This window comes from Ensifer sp. R1-3, assembly GCF_056739175.1.
Map to the genome: position 1 here is coordinate 1597446 of NZ_CP096515.1, position 18273 is coordinate 1615718.

The 18273-nt window shown below is 62.9% G+C and carries 18 protein-coding genes; 10 read left to right on the forward strand and 8 right to left on the reverse strand.

Annotated elements, in window-relative coordinates:
* Positions 1 to 134: 134 nt before the first annotated feature.
* The 5 genes from M1D43_RS07720 (at position 135) to M1D43_RS07740 (ending at position 4471) form a co-directional block, all read left to right on the forward strand.
* Entirely contained in the window at positions 135 to 899 is a 765-nt protein-coding gene (locus M1D43_RS07720; RefSeq protein WP_003531608.1) for an SDR family oxidoreductase, read from the forward strand.
* Positions 896 to 2920: an excinuclease ABC subunit UvrC gene (gene uvrC / locus M1D43_RS07725; protein WP_153313831.1), complete on the forward strand. Its 2025-nt coding sequence runs from the start codon at positions 896 to 898 to the stop codon at positions 2918 to 2920. The genes M1D43_RS07720 and uvrC overlap by 4 nt, the downstream gene beginning before the upstream one ends.
* Before the next feature lie 234 nt (positions 2921 to 3154).
* Positions 3155 to 3742, forward strand: coding sequence for a CDP-diacylglycerol--glycerol-3-phosphate 3-phosphatidyltransferase (gene pgsA, locus M1D43_RS07730; RefSeq protein WP_003531610.1), 588 nt, complete (start codon positions 3155 to 3157; stop codon positions 3740 to 3742).
* Complete coding sequence (gene moaD / locus M1D43_RS07735; RefSeq protein WP_003531611.1) at positions 3739 to 3999, forward strand: molybdopterin converting factor subunit 1; 261 nt, start codon at positions 3739 to 3741, stop codon at positions 3997 to 3999. Before pgsA ends, moaD begins: the two co-directional genes overlap by 4 nt.
* A 4-nt stretch (positions 4000 to 4003) precedes the next feature.
* Entirely contained in the window at positions 4004 to 4471 is a 468-nt protein-coding gene (locus M1D43_RS07740; protein ID WP_014526664.1) for a molybdenum cofactor biosynthesis protein MoaE, read from the forward strand.
* A 132-nt stretch (positions 4472 to 4603) separates the two neighbouring features.
* On the opposite strand, the gene M1D43_RS07745 is transcribed toward M1D43_RS07740, so the two are convergent.
* Entirely contained in the window at positions 4604 to 5500 is an 897-nt protein-coding gene (locus M1D43_RS07745) for a branched-chain amino acid ABC transporter permease (RefSeq protein WP_088217780.1), read from the reverse strand.
* 67 nt (positions 5501 to 5567) lie between these two features.
* Here M1D43_RS07745 and M1D43_RS07750 point away from each other — a divergent pair, with 67 nt between their 5' ends.
* The gene (locus M1D43_RS07750; protein WP_127541498.1) at positions 5568 to 6128 is read left to right on the forward strand and encodes a CGNR zinc finger domain-containing protein; all 561 of its coding nucleotides are present in this window, start codon (positions 5568 to 5570) and stop codon (positions 6126 to 6128) included.
* Positions 6125 to 6628, forward strand: a complete 504-nt coding sequence (locus M1D43_RS07755) for a hypothetical protein (RefSeq protein ID WP_153313832.1) — start codon at positions 6125 to 6127, stop codon at positions 6626 to 6628. The genes M1D43_RS07750 and M1D43_RS07755 overlap by 4 nt, the downstream gene beginning before the upstream one ends.
* 52 nt (positions 6629 to 6680) lie before the next feature.
* On the opposite strand, the gene ndk is transcribed toward M1D43_RS07755, so the two are convergent.
* Positions 6681 to 7103 carry a nucleoside-diphosphate kinase gene (ndk, locus tag M1D43_RS07760; protein ID WP_003531616.1) on the reverse strand — a complete coding sequence of 141 codons (423 nt, stop codon included), beginning with the start codon at positions 7101 to 7103 and terminating at the stop codon, positions 6681 to 6683.
* 102 nt (positions 7104 to 7205) lie between these two features.
* Positions 7206 to 7895, reverse strand: coding sequence for a glutathione S-transferase family protein (locus M1D43_RS07765; protein WP_153313833.1), 690 nt, complete (start codon positions 7893 to 7895; stop codon positions 7206 to 7208).
* Between the two features lie 135 nt (positions 7896 to 8030).
* Between M1D43_RS07765 and M1D43_RS07770 the strand changes: the two genes are divergently transcribed.
* On the forward strand, positions 8031 to 8543 hold the full coding sequence (locus M1D43_RS07770) for a DinB family protein (RefSeq protein ID WP_003531618.1): 513 nt from the start codon (positions 8031 to 8033) through the stop codon (positions 8541 to 8543).
* Here the strand turns inward: M1D43_RS07770 and M1D43_RS07775 are convergent.
* Together M1D43_RS07775 and M1D43_RS07780 are read right to left on the reverse strand one after the other, a co-directional pair.
* Positions 8484 to 11141, reverse strand: a complete 2658-nt coding sequence (locus M1D43_RS07775) for an AMP-binding protein (RefSeq protein WP_153313834.1) — start codon at positions 11139 to 11141, stop codon at positions 8484 to 8486. The two genes, M1D43_RS07770 and M1D43_RS07775, sit on opposite strands and share 60 nt — an antisense overlap.
* Before the next feature lie 232 nt (positions 11142 to 11373).
* A complete protein-coding gene (locus M1D43_RS07780; RefSeq protein ID WP_003531620.1) occupies positions 11374 to 11655 on the reverse strand; it encodes a hypothetical protein in 282 nt (93 codons plus the stop codon).
* Between the two features lie 310 nt (positions 11656 to 11965).
* On the opposite strand from M1D43_RS07780, the gene M1D43_RS07785 reads away from it, so the two are divergent.
* Positions 11966 to 13855, forward strand: coding sequence for an ABC-F family ATP-binding cassette domain-containing protein (locus M1D43_RS07785; RefSeq protein WP_153313835.1), 1890 nt, complete (start codon positions 11966 to 11968; stop codon positions 13853 to 13855).
* A gap of 19 nt (positions 13856 to 13874) precedes the next feature.
* Here M1D43_RS07785 and M1D43_RS07790 read toward each other — a convergent pair whose 3' ends face one another.
* Positions 13875 to 14714, reverse strand: a complete 840-nt coding sequence (locus M1D43_RS07790) for a GNAT family N-acetyltransferase (protein ID WP_192923433.1) — start codon at positions 14712 to 14714, stop codon at positions 13875 to 13877.
* Positions 14715 to 14903: 189 nt separating this feature from the next.
* On the opposite strand from M1D43_RS07790, the gene M1D43_RS07795 reads away from it, so the two are divergent.
* On the forward strand, positions 14904 to 15830 hold the full coding sequence (locus tag M1D43_RS07795) for a Gfo/Idh/MocA family protein (RefSeq protein WP_003531624.1): 927 nt from the start codon (positions 14904 to 14906) through the stop codon (positions 15828 to 15830).
* A 196-nt stretch (positions 15831 to 16026) separates the two neighbouring features.
* Here the strand turns inward: M1D43_RS07795 and M1D43_RS07800 are convergent, their stop codons facing one another.
* The gene (locus M1D43_RS07800; RefSeq protein WP_003531625.1) at positions 16027 to 16476 is read right to left on the reverse strand and encodes a DNA polymerase III subunit chi; all 450 of its coding nucleotides are present in this window, start codon (positions 16474 to 16476) and stop codon (positions 16027 to 16029) included.
* 19 nt (positions 16477 to 16495) lie between these two features.
* Positions 16496 to 17989, reverse strand: coding sequence for a leucyl aminopeptidase (locus M1D43_RS07805; protein WP_153313837.1), 1494 nt, complete (start codon positions 17987 to 17989; stop codon positions 16496 to 16498).
* Positions 17990 to 18273 lie beyond the last annotated feature (284 nt).

Sequence of the window (18273 nt, forward strand, 5' to 3'; positions counted from 1 at the left end):
AATACAAACTGATGCAAATTACGGCTTCCGCGTTAATTTTTCAGAAATGAATCGTCCGGCGAGAGTTTCGGCGAGCGTTTCCAGCCTATATCTTCTGCCACTCGGCATCAGGATTCGAAGAACGGGACGAAACGTTGAAAAGGACACTCAAGGCGGCGCTCGTTACCGGCGGCGCCCGACGCATCGGCAGGGCAATAGTCGAGGATCTGGCGGCGCACGGTTTCGCGCTCGCCATTCACGCGAACGGATCGTTCGCAGAAGCGGAGGCGCTCGCCGGGAAGCTTGGAAAGACCGGCGCGAGGGCGGTCGCGCTCAGGGCCGATCTTACCGAGGTCGGCGCCGCCTCCGGGCTCGTCGCGGAGGCAACGGCCTTGCTCGGTCCGCTGGATCTCCTCGTCAACAATGCCTCGGTATTCAACAAGGACAGCCTCGCCGAGTTCGACGAAGCGGTCTGGGAGCGGCACTTCGCGCTGCATGTCAAAGCCCCCTCCCTGCTCGCCCGCGATTTTGCGCTGCAGCGGCCGGCCGACGTCTCCGGTCTGATCGTCAATGTCATCGATCAGCGCGTCTGGTCTCCAAATCCGCGCTTTTATTCCTATATGTTGTCCAAATCGGCGCTGTGGACGGCAACCCAGACGATGGCCCAGGCGCTCGCCCCCGACATTCGCGTCAACGGCATCGGACCCGGGCCGACGCTGCCCAACGAGCGACAGGATCCGCGTGATTTCGAGGCCCAGGTCGAGGCGCTCATCCTCAGGCGCGGTCCGGCGCTCGAGGAATTCGGACGCGCGATCCGCTTCCTTTTCGACACGCCGTCGGTTACCGGACAGATGATTGCACTCGACGGCGGCCAGCACCTTGCCTGGGAGACGCCGGATATTCGGGAGATAGTGGAATGAACGGGCAGACGCCCACCGATGGCGGCATCCTTTACGACGCCACGGAGACCGACGACGAAGACGATCTGGTCGAAGTGACCGAGGCCGAACGGCCGGCGCCGGCAATAGGATGGGCGGAGAGCCTGCCGGAAGCGGCGGGCCTCAAGGGAGCCGAACTCATCCAGGCCTTCGTCAAGCGCCTGCCGAACGGGCCCGGCGTCTACCGGATGCTCAACGAGGCCGGCGACGTGCTCTATGTCGGCAAGGCCCGCAGCCTGAAGAAGCGGGTGAGCAACTATGCGCAGGGGCGAGGCCACTCGAACCGCATCGCGCGCATGGTTCGCGAGACTGCGCATATGGAATTCGTGACGACGCGGACGGAGATCGAGGCGCTGCTGCTCGAAGCAAACCTCATCAAGCGCCTGCGCCCGCGCTTCAACGTGCTTCTGCGCGACGACAAGTCCTTCCCCTATATCGTCGTCACCGGCGATACGCGTGCGCCGGCGCTCTACAAGCATCGCGGCGCGCGCAGCCGCAAGGGCGACTATTTCGGCCCCTTCGCCTCGGCCGGAGCAGTCGGACGCACGATCAACTCGCTGCAGCGCGCCTTTCTTCTCAGAACCTGCACCGACAGTGTCTTCGAAACACGCACGCGCCCCTGTCTGCTCTATCAGATCAAGCGTTGTTCCGCGCCGTGCACGAACGAGGTCAGCGATGCGGATTACGCGGAACTGGTCAGCGAAGCCAAGGATTTTCTCTCCGGCAAGAGCCAGGCGGTGAAGGCGACCATTGCCTCCGCCATGACCGAGGCTTCGGAGAACCTCGATTTCGAGCGGGCCGCGCTTTACCGCGACCGGCTGGCCGCGCTGAGCCACGTCCAGAGCCACCAGGGCATCAACCCGGCCGGCGTCGAGGAAGCGGACGTCTTCGCCATCCATCACGAAGGCGGCATCTCCTGCATCCAGGTGTTTTTCTTCCGGACGGGGCAGAACTGGGGCAATCGCGCCTATTTTCCGAAAGCCGATCCTTCGATTCCCCCTGCCGAGGTGCTCAGCGCGTTTCTTGCGCAGTTCTATGACGACAAGCCCTGTCCGCGGCAGGTCCTGCTCTGCGCCCCCGTCGAGGAACAGGAACTGCTTGCACAGGCGCTCAGCGAGAAATCCGGCTACAAGGTCTCGATCCTCGTGCCGCAGCGCGGAGAGAAGAAGGATCTCGTCGAGCATGCGCTCGCAAACGCCCGCGAGGCGCATGGCCGCAAGCTCGCCGAAACGGCTTCGCAGGGGCGCCTGCTCGAAGGCTTTGCCGCAACCTTCCAACTCCCTTACGTGCCGCGCCGCATCGAGATCTACGACAACTCGCATATCATGGGCACCAATGCGGTGGGCGGCATGGTCGTCGCCGGCCCGGAGGGCTTCGTTAAAGGCCAGTACCGAAAGTTCAACATAAAATCGACCGACATCACGCCGGGCGACGATTTCGGCATGATGCGCGAGGTCATGACGCGGCGCTTCTCCCGCCTCCTGAAAGAAGAGGGCAAGCCGGATCGGTCCGCAGAGCCGGGTGAGGATGCCGGTTTCCCCGCGTGGCCCGACGTCATCCTGATCGATGGCGGCCAGGGCCAGATGACGGCAGTTCGTACGATTCTCAAGGAACTCGGCATTGAGGACTGCGTGACGGCAATCGGCGTCGCCAAGGGCGTCGACCGCGACGCCGGGCGCGAGCGTTTCTTCGCCGAAGGCCGGGAAAGCTTCACTCTGCCGCCGCGCGACCCCGTCCTCTACTTCATCCAGCGTCTGCGCGACGAAGCGCACCGTTTCGCGATCGGCTCGCACCGGGCTCGCCGGAAAAAGGAAATGGTCAAGAATCCGCTCGACGAGATCGCCGGAATCGGCCCGACGCGCAAACGCGCGCTCCTCACCCATTTCGGAACCGCCAAAGCCGTGTCCCGCGCCGGCATCAACGACCTGATGTCGGTAAACGGCATTTCCGAAACGGTCGCCCGTATCGTCTACGAGCATTTCCACGAGGACGCCGCCAAATGACGGGGCGGCGCGGTTCAGCCTGCGTTCAGGCGAAATCCGCCAAATATGACAGGCGTCACGCAATGATCTGTTGACCTTATGGTCGCAAAGTCATTCTGTACAGCTGAACCCGGAGGGGATGAGGAAAGGCGTTCGGCGTTTCCGCCCGCATCCCGCTTCGACCACTAGAATCGATCGCGCCGAGACCCCAGATGGCGGGAAATGAGGACTGTCGTGTCCAGAGAAACCGAATCCATGCCAACGCCCATAGCCTATAGCATCCCAAATCTGCTGACCTATTTCCGCATCCTCATCGTGCCGCTGATCGTCTTCTGCTTCTTCATCGAAGGCCGGCTTCACAGCTCGGATTTTGCGCGCTGGACCGCGCTCATCCTCTTTGTCGCGGCTTCGATCACGGACTTCTTCGACGGCTATCTCGCCCGCATATGGAAGCAGACCTCGAATATCGGCCGCATGCTCGATCCGATCGCGGACAAGCTGCTGGTCGCCTCGATCCTGCTGCTCGTGGCCGCCGACGGAACGATCGCCGGCTGGTCGATCTGGGCTGCCATCATCATCCTCTGCCGCGAGATACTGGTTTCCGGCCTCCGCGAATATCTTGCAGCCCTCAAGGTCAGCGTTCCGGTGACGCGGGTTGCCAAATGGAAGACGACGATCCAGATGGTCGCGATCGCCTTCCTGCTCGCCGGTCCCGCCGGCGACAAGATCGTGCCCTATGTGACGGAAGCCGGTATCCTGCTGCTGTGGATCGCCGCGGCCATCACACTCTATACCGGCTACGACTATTTCCGCGCCGGCCTGAAACATGTGGTCAACGAATGAGCACGGTAAACCTCGTCTATTTCTCCTGGGTTCGCGAGCGCATCGGCAGGCCTGAAGAGACACTGGACCTGCCGGAGAATGTCGTCACGATCGCCGACCTGCTGGGCCATCTGAAGACCCGCGGTGAGGAATATGCCGCGGTTTTCGAGCACGCGAACGTCATCCGCGCGGCGATCAACCAGGAACATGTGGAGCACGGCGAGCCGATCGCCGGCGCCCGCGAGATCGCCCTCTTCCCGCCGATGACAGGCGGCTGAAGCCATGGCCGCCCCCGTCACCGTGCGCGTCCAGCGCGACGACTTCGACATCGCCGCCGAAGTCTCGGCGCTTTGCCGTGCGCGGACGGACATCGGTGCGGTGGTCACGTTTTCGGGGCTGTGCCGGGACGAGGCCGGAGCCCTCAGTGCGCTCGAGCTCGAGCATTATCCCGGCATGGCAGAGGCGGAGATCGAACGGATATGCCACGAAGCGGTCGAGCGCTTCGGCCTGCAGGCTGCAACCGCCATCCATCGCTTCGGCCGCATGGAGCCGGGAGCGAATATCGTCCTGGTGGTAACCGCCTCGCCGCACCGGCAGGCGGCATTCGATGGCGCGAATTTCATCATGGATTTCCTGAAGACCTCGGCCCCCTTCTGGAAGAAGGAACATCACGCCGACGGCAGCGCAGGCGATTGGGTCAGCGCGAAGGATGCGGACGACGCGGCACGCGATCGCTGGACGCGCCGCTGATCTCTCACGCCGCCTGAATCACGATGTTTTTAGGTCGGGTCGACCTAAAAACATGAGCGTGATAGATTCCAAGAAGTTGAGACGCGGGATGCGGGCGGAAAACCGCGCACACTTTTCCTCTTCCCGCTCTGATCAGGGAATGATCTTTTCCCGGCGCGTGACCACGAGCACGATCACCAGAAAGCCGAATATGGCGAAGTCCCGCCAGAGGATGGGTCCATAGGCGCTCCACAGCGTCTCCATGAGGCCGATGCCGGCCGCGCCCAGTGCCGCGAATAACGGCGAAGTCTGCCCGCCGATGGCGGCGATGAACAGGACCTTGACCCCGAAGGTCAGCCCGGTGCCGAAATCCATGTTGCCGTAATAGGAAGCAGCGAGAATCCCGCAGAACGCCGCGATCAGCGACGCCACGCCATAGGCGGCGATATAGACCGCTCCCGGATCGATGCCGCAAAGCGCGGCGGCCTTGCGATCCTCGGAAACGGCGCGCCAGTAGCGGCCGGCATAGGAACGGGTCAACAGCCAATGGCCGCCGGCGACAAGGGCCATCATGAGCGCGGTGTTGACGAGTTGCACGACCGTCAGCGCGACCGGAAAGGCAGGGTTCGGCCAGAACACCACCACGTCGTTCAGGAAGGGCGGCAGCCAGAGGCTTCTGGTGTCGGAGGCGAGCCGGGCCGTTTCCATCAGCACCAGCAGGCTTCCGAGCGAGGCGACGACCACGGCATTGGCGGAGGAAAAAGCCAGGGGCCGCATGACGTAGCGGCCGGCAATAAGACCGGCACCGAGCCCGAACGCGAGCGCCGCTGCCGCCCCGAGCCCGAGCGCCGCCGGCAGTACCAGCCACAGCCGGTTCCAGCCGACATCCGCGAAGAGCACGAAGATTTGCCCGGCAAAGGCGAAGAGCGCGCCATAGGTCAGGTCCGCCCGCCGCGTGACAGCAAAGGCGATCGCGTATCCGAAGGCGAGCGCCGCATAAAGCGCGGCCACGGGTACGGCATTGGCGATCTGCTGCAGAAAATAGGCCATGGCACATCCGCGTGATGACAAGCGTACTATAACTGGTAAAATAGGTTTTACCAGTTAGGATTTTCGCATGAGCTTCACCTGGACCGCACATCGATTCTCCGGCGGCGCGCTCGCACTGGACGTCGCCAATTCCGTGGTCATGCGCTTCGATGCGGAGCGCAGGACCGATCGCTTCGACGACCCGGCCGCGATCGACACCTTCGCCGAGGCCGCAAATCTCTACGGCGCCGAACGGAACCGTTTCGGCACGCTCGTCCCGGCAAAATCAGAGCGCCGAAATGCATTCATCGGCTTGCGCGAGGCGACGGACCGCCATTTCCGGGCCCTGGTGAGGACTGAGGACCGGCCGGATCTTCTGGCCGACCTGCTCGAGGCGATCGCCACCGTCCTGCGTCAACCCGCAGACACGCGCAAAGGCACGCCGCTCGATGTGGCCACGGCGCATTCGGTACTTGGCCTCATTGCCGGACCGGAGAGGGAACGCCTCAAAATCTGCCCCAACTGCGCGTGGCTGTTTCTCGACCGCAGCCGCAACCGGAGCAGGACGTGGTGCGACATGGCGGTTTGCGGCAACCGGACGAAGGCCAGGCGCCATTATCGCCGCAGCAGGGAGGAACCGAAGCCATGAAGAGAACCATGATATCCGCTCTGCTCGCCGCAGCGGTCGCTGCCGGTTGTCAACGCGAAAGCGGCAGGGATCCGCTCGAACTGACCGGCAAGATGTTCGTGTTCAACTATCGGCTGGCCTATGCGACCTATATGGTCACGCTCAACAAGACGGAGCCGGTTCCGGATGGAAGCACTGTCGTCGCAAACTTCGAAAACCCTGCCGGCGGCAATCCGCTGACGCTTGAACGGAAGCTTTTCCCGAAGCTGAACAAGGTGGTGCTGGAAAGTCCGGACATCACCTGCGTGAAGAAGCAGAGACCCTATGCCGTGACCATCGAGGTCAAAGGACCGGACGGGACATCGCTTCAGAGGCTGGAGACGACTGTCGTTTCGGACATCGATCAGGACGTGATGCCGGCGAAGCCCCTTGTCGAAGGTCCGGCCTACGACAAGAACCCGGAGGTCTTCAAGGACGGCAAGGCGCCGGCGCGCTTCGAGACCGCCACCTGTCCGACGTAAAAAGCCGGAGCGTCGCCGCCCCGGCTTGAAAATCACTCCGCTGGTTTACCGATCAGCCGACGATCTCGGTGCCGGAGAACCAATAGGCGATTTCCTCGGCAGCCGTTTCCGGGGCATCGGAACCGTGAACCGAGTTTTCGCCGATCGAAAGAGCGTGGACCTTGCGGATCGTGCCCTCGGCAGCGTTGGCCGGATTGGTAGCGCCCATGACTTCACGGTTCTTGGCAATGGCGTTTTCGCCTTCGAGAACCTGAACCACGGTCGGACCCGAGGACATGAATTCGACGAGCTCGCCGAAGAACGGGCGCTCCTTGTGCACGGCATAGAAGCCTTCGGCTTCGCGGCGGCTCATCCAGACGCGCTTCGAGGCGACGACGCGAAGCCCGGCATCCTCCAGCATCTTGGTGATGGCGCCGGTCAGATTGCGCTTCGTCGCATCCGGCTTGATCATCGAAAAGGTACGTTCAATCGCCATTGGCTCAATTTCCCTTGCTCTTGAGAAGTGGCGGTTCATTAGCCGCCAATTCCACGCAAAACAAGGGGGCGCGGCGATGATTCGCCCCCTCGTGCCGTAGTTTCACGCCGCTGTCACGCTGCGGCCCAGGCCATCGTGAAGGTCAAGGCAACGCTCGAACCAGTCGGTGACGACGTCGCCTGCGGCAAGCAGGCGATGTGGCGAAACGATGCGTGCCCATTGCAGCGCGCCGAAGACGATATAATCGGCGAAGAGCGGCCTGTCGCCGCCGAGGAACGGCTGAAACTTCAGCATGTGGCGGATCGGTTCGAGCTTCACCGAGAAGGTTTCGAGGTCTCCTCGCCCGGCCTCGGCGACAGCCTCCAGCGGCCTTCCGAAGCGCTCCTCGCGGCTCGCCCGGAAATAAGCCCGGTCGATCGGGTCGAGGCTGTCATGAATGTCCATGATCGCGATACGCCCGATCGCCGGATGCAATGTCGTTTGCGACCAGCCCTCGACGAAGCGCGCCATGGCCTTGCCGCCTTCGCCGGAAAACAGGGGCGGACGATCGGGATAGGCCTCTTCGAGATAGAGAGCGATATCGAAGCTGTCGCTGACGAGCTTCTCTCCGTCGCGCAGCAGCGGAACGATCTTGGTCGCCCCCTGCTCCAGCCTCGGAATCTCGGTGAAGCCGACCGGCGCGATGTCGAAGGTTAGGCCCTTGTGGGCGAGCGACAGCTTCGTCTTCCACACATGCGGCGAAAAGGGGCGGCTCGTGTCGGTTCCGGAGAGTGCGTAGAGTTTGCGGGTCATTCAGGCTCCTGTACTTCGCTACCGGGCGACATAAGGGGAGCATCGCTTGCGGATCAATCATTAAATTTCATGAGTGGCATTTGCCACCGGAATACGAATTCGCGATAGGTTGCCGACCACACGAGGAGATTGCCGATGCTCGACCATTACCGGATGTTTGCCGATTACAATCGCTGGGCGAACCGGCGTGTCTACGCCGCCGTCTCGGAACTGTCGGATTCGGAATACCGGGAAGACAAGGGAGCGTTCTTCGGCTCGCTGCACGGGACGCTGAACCATATCCTCGTGGCGGACCGGATCTGGATGAAGCGGTTTACGAAAGAGGGCGAGGCGCCGTCGCGGCTCGACGCCATCCTGCACGAAGATCTCAACGGTCTGACGGCGGCGCGGGTGGCCGAGGACGAGCGAATCATCGCCTGGATCGACAGCCTCGACGAGGAGCGTCTTGCGGGGCACTTCACCTATTCTCCGCTCACCAATCCGGTCGAGGTCACGGAACGGCTCGCACGGACGCTCGCTCACTTCTTCAACCATCAGACCCATCATCGTGGCCAGGCGCATGCGACCTTGACCGCGCTTAAGCACCCCTCACTGACGCTGGACCTGGTTTCCTTCCTGCGGACCGAGGGCAAGAAGTGGGCCGACTGAGGCGAGTCCAGGCTCGAGCCGGCCCACCGGGGCAAGCGAGATGCGCCTGTCTCGGGTCCCGGCGAGCCACGCGATGAGGCGACGCTGTCCGAGCCAGGCGGCAATCCCGAGCGCGATGCCGCCCAGGATGGAGCAGAGGGCAAAGGCGAACGGCGAGAGCAACGGCCGGATCGGCAGCAACAGCAACTCCGGCACGAAACGGTGCAGGATGTAGATGTGGAAGCCCGCTGCGGAAAGCGGCAGGATCAGCCGCCTACCCCATTGCGGCATGCGAATGCGCGGCAGGAAGAGCAGCGCGGCCAGAACGGCGATCTGCAGCAGATATTTGACTTTCGTCCCGATCCAGACGCCCTCATAGAGCCCGAGGAACAGGAATACGCCTGTCCCTGCCAGCATCACCATCGAGCGCTCTTTCCACGTTTCGGCAATTGCCGCACACCAGCCGAGCACCGCCATGTAGAAGATCCATGGAAGGGTGAATATCTGGCGGTTGCCGATATCGATGAGAAGCGGAAACGCCATCCGCGCAGCGAAGGCCGCAACGAACAGCGCCATGCCCACGGCAAGGGGTCTCTTGGCCGCGGCGCGCCGGACGAACGGAACGGCAAACAGAGCGCCAAACACCAGCAGCATCTGACAATAGGCTTCGATGAACCAGTAGAGATAGGGCACCATGCCGTGGAGCCCGGGATCTGCGATGCCGAAATTCCCGACGAGAAAGACCGAAGCCCAGGGCACGTCGCCCCAGGCGAGCGCGTAGCCCGCCACGATCAGATAGTAGGGGACGAGTATCTGGGCGAGCGGCCGCAGCAGCTTGTCTATCGCGCCGGAGAGCAGTGCGCCGCTCTGGAATCGCGCAAGACCGAAGCCGGCGAGAATGACCATGGCGGCCGATCCCCCCGGAATCGGCCAAAGCGTCTCGTGGTGGACAACGACCAGCAGGATCGCCAGCGCCCGGATCAGGAAATCCGCGCCGATCCGGCGGCTCTTGCGCTCGCGGCCGTTATGGGCGGCGAGTGCGCCGACCGCCATTTTTTCCCAGCCCTCCGGCAGTTCTCCGAGCCTCTTCTCAAGGCCGATCGAAAGCTGGACGAAACGGAGCGAATCGCCACCAAGCGACAGAAAGCTGTCCTCCGGTCGAACCTTCTTCGGATAGAAGAGCTGGGCAAAAAGCGCCTCGACGTCCCCCTCTTCCGAACTGCCGCACGTCGCCGCGGCCGGCCGCATGCGAAGGGCCGGGTAATCGATCTTGCCGGATGTCAATCTCGGCAACTTGTCCAGGCGGGAAGCCCCTACATGCATCAAGGTCAAGCCGCTCGCCTCGAGGAGCAGGCGGCGAACTTCATCCGGATCGCCGCTTCCCACATAGTAGGCGTGGATTTCGGTGTCGTTGCCGACGACGGCGGCGGCGACGCCGTGCTGCTCCAGTGCCGCCTCCAGAGCGTCGTGACCGATTCGCAGGCCGGCAATCTTCGAGATCCGCTTTGTTCGTCCGACGATCCGGAAGACGCCGTCCGCGTCTCTTACGGCCAGATCGCCGGTCCGCAATTCCGACAACTCGGCCCCCCGCGCGAGATCGGCGCGTGACGACGCGTAGCCCATCATCACATTCGGCCCGCGATAGATAAGCTCGCCGGGCTGATCGGCGCTGGAGATTATCCTTCCATCGTTATCCTCGATCGTCAGGCTCCCGCCCGGGATCGCAATGCCGATCCGGTCTTCCCTGCCCCGGAGACGGTCCGGCGGCATATAGGCCATGCGAGCCGTTGCCTCTGTCTGGCCGTACATCACGAAAAGGCGCGCATTGCGCGCGGAGAGATGCTCATTGTAGCGGCGCACGAGTTCCGGCGCCAAACGTCCGCCGGCAACAGTCATGAAGCGCAGCGCCGGAAAATCCCGCGCCCGGAACCCAGCCTTTTCCAGAAGGTCGTAGGAATAAGGGACGCCGGCGAAATTGGAGCTGGCGCTTTGCGCAAGTTCATCGAGGAAGCCCTCGTCGAGGATGGAACAGCCCGGCATATAGACGCTCGCGCCCACGGCGAGGTGGGCGTTAAGGACGGAAAGCCCGTAGGAATAGTGGAGCGGCAGGATGAGGCAGCCTCGGTCCGCTGCCGTCAAGCCGAGATATTCCGCGATCGATCGTGCATTGGACTGGATATTCATGTGCGACAGCCGCACCCATTTTCCATGCCCGATGCTGCCGGACGTCGAGAGCAGGACGGCAAGTTCGGGATGCGGCGCGATCGCGTCTCCCTCCAGCCGCTCCATGCGCCAACGGCCGTCAAAGCGGCGGTAGCAACATTCCGGTCTGAAGACGTCGCGGTCCCGGAGCATGGAAGCGGTGCCGCACAGGGCGACCGCGTGGCCCGCCTCGAGTGCCGCGAGATAAGCGACGACAGCGTGTTCGGAAAGATCGGCCTCGATTGTGACCAGTCCGCGATCGCCGCGCCACCGAGAAGCGAGCCGGTCGATGCGCTCGGCAAGTTCGCGGTAACTCACGATCCGCCCGCCGCGCAAAAGCAGCGCCGGCCGGTCGCCCCGCGCAGCCAGACTTGCAACACCGAACGGAGACACCGAAAGTTCGCCTGAGCCGCCCAAAACCACCTCCATTTTAGCAAGGCGGCATATTATTGCTGACTTTGATCGTCAAGTATAAAGGCGAAGCGAATACAGGACTTTGTGCGAAACCGATTTCCGCGCGGGAGTACGCCGTTTCAAAAGGCCATCCGGGGCACGAAAGGCCCGGTTCGGGGAAACCGGGCCTTTCGTTCGGGCGGAGCAAAGAGGCGCGTGGGAGGCCGCGCCTGCTCCGTGACTCGTCAGCTGCGGCTTAGCGGCTGAGGCCCTGGTAGTATTCGCCTTCACCGCCGGAAACGACCTTCGGCTGCGGAGCATAGCCGACGGAGCCGGTGGACGTACGGTCGAGGGAGCCGTCAGCACGGCGAACGGCCGTCTGGTCACCGGCTCGCGCTGCGCGTTCGGTGTAGAGCGGCTTGTCGCTGACACCCTGATAATAGCTGCCGCCGGCAAAGGCTGCGGATGCACCGCCGAGAACGGCTGTGGCAACGAGGGTGGCGGCGAGAGCAGTATGGATTGCGTTCCTCATGATCATCACTCCTGATCGGTCGTTCGCTTGAACGAAGGTTTCGTCGCGACCGTTTTGATCGGCACCATTCCGGACGCGGTGGCCTCGCCGATGGCGCCCGGTCCGATCAAAGGGTCAGAAGAGCATTCTCGTGCTCTCCGTCCGAAGATGTGGGGCCTCATCATGAGGATGGGAAGTATTGATTATCGGAACACGTTGTCCATGAATCCATAACAATCCTCACTTGAAAATGCCCTCGGCATCCTTATTCGAGCGATCGCGGCAGCAGTGGCGCGAGCCTCTTGCCTTCCCGAAAAAGTCCGGGCAAAAGGCCCGGATGATCCAGATATCCGGCCTCTCCGCCCGCATTGCGGGCCGTTTGCTCATCGATAACGCTTCCGTGACGCTTCCGGCGGGCACGAAGGCCGGGCTCGTCGGACGCAACGGCGCCGGCAAGTCGACTCTGTTCCGGGTCATCACCGGCGAGTTTGCGGCGGAAGCCGGCAGTGTTTCCTTGCCGAAGAACGCGCGGATCGGACAGGTCGCACAGGAAGCGCCGGGGACGGAAGAACCTCTGATCGAAATCGTGCTCAAGGCCGACAGGGAACGCACGGCGCTCATCGCGGAGTCGGAAACGGCGGTCGATCCGCACAGGATCGCCGAGATCCAGACGCGGCTCGCCGACATCGGCGCCCATTCGGCGGAAGCGCGCGCGGCAAGCATTCTCGCCGGTCTCGGCTTCGACCACGAGGCGCAGAAACGCCCCGCCTCCTCCTTTTCCGGTGGCTGGCGCATGCGCGTGGCGCTTGCCTCGGTCCTTTTTTCCGAGCCCGATCTGCTGCTCCTGGACGAGCCGACCAACTATCTCGATCTCGAAGGAACGCTGTGGCTCGAGGACTATATCCGCCGTTATCCGCACACCGTGATCATCATCAGCCACGATCGCGACCTCCTGAACACCGCGGTGAACGCGATCGTTCACCTCGATCAGAAGAAGCTCACCTTCTACCGCGGCTCCTACGATCAGTTCGAGCGGCAGAAGGCGGAAGCGGACGAACTGCAGATGAAGGCGAAGGCCAAGAACGAGGCGGCCCGCAAGCATCTGCAGAGCTTCATCGATCGCTTCAAGGCCAAGGCTTCCAAGGCCCGTCAGGCCCAGAGCCGCATCAAGGCATTGGAGCGGATGGGCACCGTGGCAGCCGTCATCGAAGACCACGTCCAGGGCTTCACCTTCCCGGATCCGGAGAAGCAGGTGGCCTCACCGATTGTCGCCATCCAGGGAGGCGCGGTCGGCTACGAACCGGGCAAGCCTATCCTGAAGAGGCTCAATCTGCGCATCGATGCGGACGACAGGATCGCGCTGCTCGGGTCCAACGGTAACGGCAAATCCACCTTTGCGAAGTTCATCGCCGGACGCCTCCGCGCGGAAAGCGGCGAGGTGCGGATCGCCCCGGGACTGAAGGTGGGCTTCTTCGCCCAGCACCAGCTCGACGATCTCGTGCCGACGCAGAGCGCCGTGGAGCACGTCCGCCGCCGCATGCCGGAAGCGCCGGAAGCGAAGGTGCGCTCCCGCGTGGCGCAGATGGGGCTTGCGACCGAGAAGATGGACACCGCGGCCAAGGATCTCTCCGGTGGCGAAAAGGCGCGGCTTCTCATGGGCCTTGCCGCCTTCGAGGCTCCAAGTCTGCTTATCCTGGACGAGCCCACCAACCATCTGGACATCGACAGCCGCAACGCACTGATCGCCGCCCTCAACGATTTCTCCGGCGCGGTCATCCTCATCTCCCACGATCGCCACCTGATCGAAGCGACGGCCGACCGGCTGTGGCTGGTGCGCGACGGAACCGTCGCGAACTACGACGGTGACCTCGAGGACTATCGCGGGCTGATCGTCGGCGGGCCGAAGCCGAAGGACGACAAGCCCAGGGTGAACGGATCTGATGAGGCGCTTTCCAAGGCAGACCAGCGAAAGGCCAATGCGGACAGGCGAGCCTCACTGGCACCGCTCAGGAAAAAGATCAATGAGATCGAGTCCTTGACGGGCAAACTGGAGAAAGTGATTCAGGCACTTGATGCCGAGCTTGCAGACCCGGCCCTTTACGAGAAGGCCCCGGCAAAAGCGGCTCAACGCGCCAAGGAGCGCGCCGATGCCGCCGAAAAGCTTGCGGCTGCGGAAGAGCAATGGCTGGAACTGTCGGCGGAATACGAGGAAGCGATGGCGGGGTAGCCGATCGGCGAACCTGTTTTCAGCCGAGTTCGAAGGTCGTAATCCCGTAAATGCGCGCAAGCGGCAGATCGGGCGCCGGTCCGCGATACATGCGGGCGGTCTCGAAAACCGGCTTCATGTTGTAGCGCGTGCAAAGTGCCCGTGCCGACGCATTCGGCTCGGGGACGTCCAAATAGATCCGTTCCCCGCCGGTGCCGGTTGCGAGCTTGCGAAACAGGAGATCGGCACCGGTCTCGCTGTCGGCGAGCAGCGGACCGATCTTGTAGCCTTCGCGGCACTTGCGGATCGTTCCGTAACCGGCGATTGCCCCGTCACGCAGCAGGACCACGCTTCTGCGCGTCTGCAACTGCTTGGTCCATTCGCGCAGAAATGCCTCGCGCCGCGTTGGATTGAACCTCATGTCATAATCGATCAGTGACGCCGCATGCACCGGCGCCACGTCGACAAGCTCGGTGCCGGGCGGCTCGGTCACGTTCACCACGCCGCCGTAACGGATGTTCGCATGCGACCAGCCGAAACCCGACTTCCGATAGTTTTCCTGCTGGCCCACGACCCCGTCGAGGCCGATGGTCCGCCCCTCGGCCCTTGCAATTGCCCACTTCCAGAGATCGAGGCCGATGCCCCTGCCCCGATACTCCTCATCGGCGATGAAAAAGCCGAGAAATGCGTAACCGCTGCCATAGCGCACGAGCGAAATGGCAGCGGCAAGTCGCTCTTCCTCGACCGCGACCCAGTAGCCTTCGGGATCGGCGGCCCAGAAAGCGTTGCCGTCGTCAATACCGGGATTCCATCCCTCCCTGGCGGCCCAGTCGATGATCGTGTCGAGCTCGGCCCGTGTCGCAAGACGAATATGTGGCATTCTGAAATCCTGACTTCGCTCCGAAGAACCCCCCTCGAGAGGCAAGAAGACGGACAAGATAGATTTGCGTTCCATCTTGTCCACCCAAGCGGCTAGGCTAATTTTTGCAACGGGAAGCCGGCTTGTCGGTATTTCCCAATCTGCTAAAAGGGTCCGGAATAAATCATACTAATCAGGGCGGAAGACACCATGTCCCCAATCAACATTGCCATCGTTGGCGTCGGCAAGATCGTGCGCGACCAACATCTGCCGGCGCTTGCGAAGAACGCGGACTACCGCCTGATCGCAGCCGCAAGCCGCCACGGAACGGTGGACGGCATCGACAATTTCAAGTCGATAGAGGCCATGATCGACGCCGTGCCGGCGGTCGAGGCGGTTTCGCTCTGCATGCCGCCGCAATACCGCTACGAGGCGGCGCGTACCGCGCTTGCCGCGGGCAAGCATGTCTTCCTCGAAAAGCCGCCGGGCGCGACCCTGAGCGAGGTCGCGGACCTGGAGGCGCTGGCGGAGGAGAAAGGCGTTTCGCTTTTCGCGAGCTGGCACTCGCGCTATGCGCCGGCAGTCGAAGCCGCAAAGGCGTTTCTGGCGTCGGCCGCGATTCGCAACGTCCGGATCATCTGGAAGGAAGATGTCCGCCACTGGCATCCGAACCAGGAGTGGATCTGGGCAGCCGGGGGGCTCGGCGTCTTCGACCCGGGCATCAATGCACTCTCGATCATGACCCACATCCTGCCCCGGCCGGTCTTCATCACCTCCGCGACGCTGGAATTTCCCGAGAACCGGGACGCGCCGATCGCTGCCACGATCGCCTTCAGCGATGCCGAAAAGCTCGATGTCGCTGCCGAGTTCGATTGGCGCCAGACGGGCAAGCAGAGCTGGGACATCGTCGCTGAAACCGACGCGGGCGGAATGGTCCTCTCCGAAGGCGGCGCCAAACTCGCGATAGACGGCAAGATCGTCCACGAGGAGCCCGAGCAGGAGTACCCCATGCTCTATCGGCGTTTCGCCGAGATCATCAAGGCCGGCAGATCGGACGTCGACCTGGCGCCGCTCCGGCACGTGGCCGACGCCTTCATGCTCGGCCGACGCAAATTCGTCGAGGCGTTTCACGACTGATGGAAAGGGGCTTTGACCCCTCCCCACAAGGGGGAGGGGCCAGGCGCTTGCGACAATCTCGTGACTAAAGCAGCCTAGAATTCTCGGATCACGACTACGGAAAAAGGGGGCGCGGCATCCAAGCCCCTCCCCCTTGTGGTCCCCTTGTGGGGAGGGATTGGGGAGGGTCTGTCACAGGCCATCGATACTCGACCGATCACGCCTTCTTTTCCCACCTTCCGTCACGGTTCTGCTGCCAATAGGTGAGATTGTGCCCCTCGCCCTTGAGCCGCTTCCACTGATCGCGTGCCGCCTCGAGCTGTTGCTGGTCGTAGCCGTCGAACATGAAAACAACCCGCTCATATTCGGAAACCGGCGGCGGCTCGGCGCCGTCGACGACAAAGCGCACAGTCGCGGCATTCCGGTTGCCGTCATCGGCAACGACGAGAATCGGTTGCTCCGCCGCGAACTCGCCGGCGTCCGTACCGTGCGGCAGGAAGCTGTCGTCCCGATAGACCCATAGATGCGTATCCAGTGCATCGCGCCTTTCGGCGTCTATCGTCTGCACGACCACCCGCCAGCCGCGCTCGATGCTCTTGTCGAGCAGCGGCGGCAGGGCGTCTTCGAGCTTCGATTCCGTCAGGTGGTAAAAAAGGATCTCGGTCATTCCGATCTCGGGCGAACGGTCACGATTCGTAGTTCGCGCGCACCAGCTGGTCGAGGAGACGAACGCCGAAGCCGGAGCCCCAGGACTGGTTGATCTCGTCGGTCGGCGAACCCATGGCGGTGCCGGCGATGTCGAGATGCGCCCAGGGCGTGTCCTTGACGAAGCGCTTCAGGAACTGAGCCGCGGTGACCGAGCCGCCGTGCCGGCCGCCGGTGTTCTTCATGTCGGCGAACTTGCTGTCGATCATCTTGTCGTATTCCTTGCCGAGCGGCATCCGCCACAGTCGCTCCTGCGTCGCCAAACCGGCGGCGAGCAACTGCTCGGCCAGCCGGTCGTCGTTCGAGAACAGCCCGGCGTAATGATTGCTGAGCGCCACCATGATCGCGCCGGTCAGCGTTGCGAGATCGATCATCAGCTGCGGCTTGAATCGGTCATTGCAGTACCAGAGGGCATCGCCGAGGACGAGCCTGCCTTCGGCGTCGGTGTTGATCACCTCGATCGTCTGCCCGGACATGGACGTCACGATGTCGCCAGGCCGCTGGGCACTTCCGTCCGGCATGTTCTCCACGAGCCCGATGATCCCAATGGCATTGACGGCCGCCTTGCGCGCGGCAAGGACATGCATCAGGCCGGTCACTGCCGCCGCCCCGCCCATATCGCCCTTCATTTCCTCCATGCCGGAAGCGGGCTTGATCGAAATGCCGCCGGTGTCGAAGACGACCCCCTTGCCGATGAAGGCGACCGGCTTTTCCTTGGCCTTTCCGCCCTTCCATTGCATCACGACCAGCCGCGGCGGACGGGACGAGCCTTGCGCTACGCCGAGGAGTGCGCCCATGCCGAGCTTCTTCATCTCCCGCTCGGTCAGGATCTCGACGTCGACGCCGAGTCTTTCCAGTTCCTTCGCGCGCGCCGCGAACTCCACGGGGCCCAGTACGTTGGCGGGCTCGTTGACGAGATCGCGCGCCAGAAACACGCCTTCACCGACCGCCTGGGCCGTCATAAAGGCCTTTTTCGCTGCGATCACCGTGCCGGTGACGATGGTGACCTTCACCGGTTTCTGCGCCGCCTTCGGTTCGTCATCCGATTTCCGGGTCTTGTAGCTCTCGAAGCCGTAGGCGTTCATTTCCATGCCAAGGGCGAAATCCGCGGCTGCCTTGCCGGTGACTTCGAGCCCCGGCGCATCCAGGAAAACCGTGATCTTTTCGGCAGACCGCAATTTCGCAGCCGCGGCGCCACCGGCCTTCAGCCAGTCGTGATCGCCGGTGGCGCCCGCGTCCCCGAGGCCGAGCAGGACAATCCGATCGGCCGGCGAGCCGTGCGGCGCAATGACGTCGAGGGTCGAGAGCGCCTTGCCCGTGAACTTCCCGATCTTCGCCGCCTTCGCCAGGACGCCCTCCGGATCGACGACAGCCGCCCCGGCTGCTTCCTTGGCTCCTGCAACCTGCAGGAGAACCGCGGCGCCGCCGGCCGGACGGTGGGATTTGCTGAAAGAAAATTCGAATTTCATCGGCATGCAGGACTCCAGGCACTTTCTGACGGTGGCGCCCGGCCTGTTACCGGACGGCTACAGTGACCGACATTCGCGACGTCGGCGGTGATCGAAGCTGTGGGGCGCACCCTTCTCGCTTTTCAGGCGCTTGGCAAGATGCTCGCACATGTTTACATGCGGTTAACCGAAGTTCTTCGGCTTATATTTTCTCTGTTGTCGCAGATTTCGATTCGCGGCACGGGGACGAAGACGGTTACATCGGCCGGCAAGAAATTGCACACTCGTCCGCAACCGAACGGCATACGAAT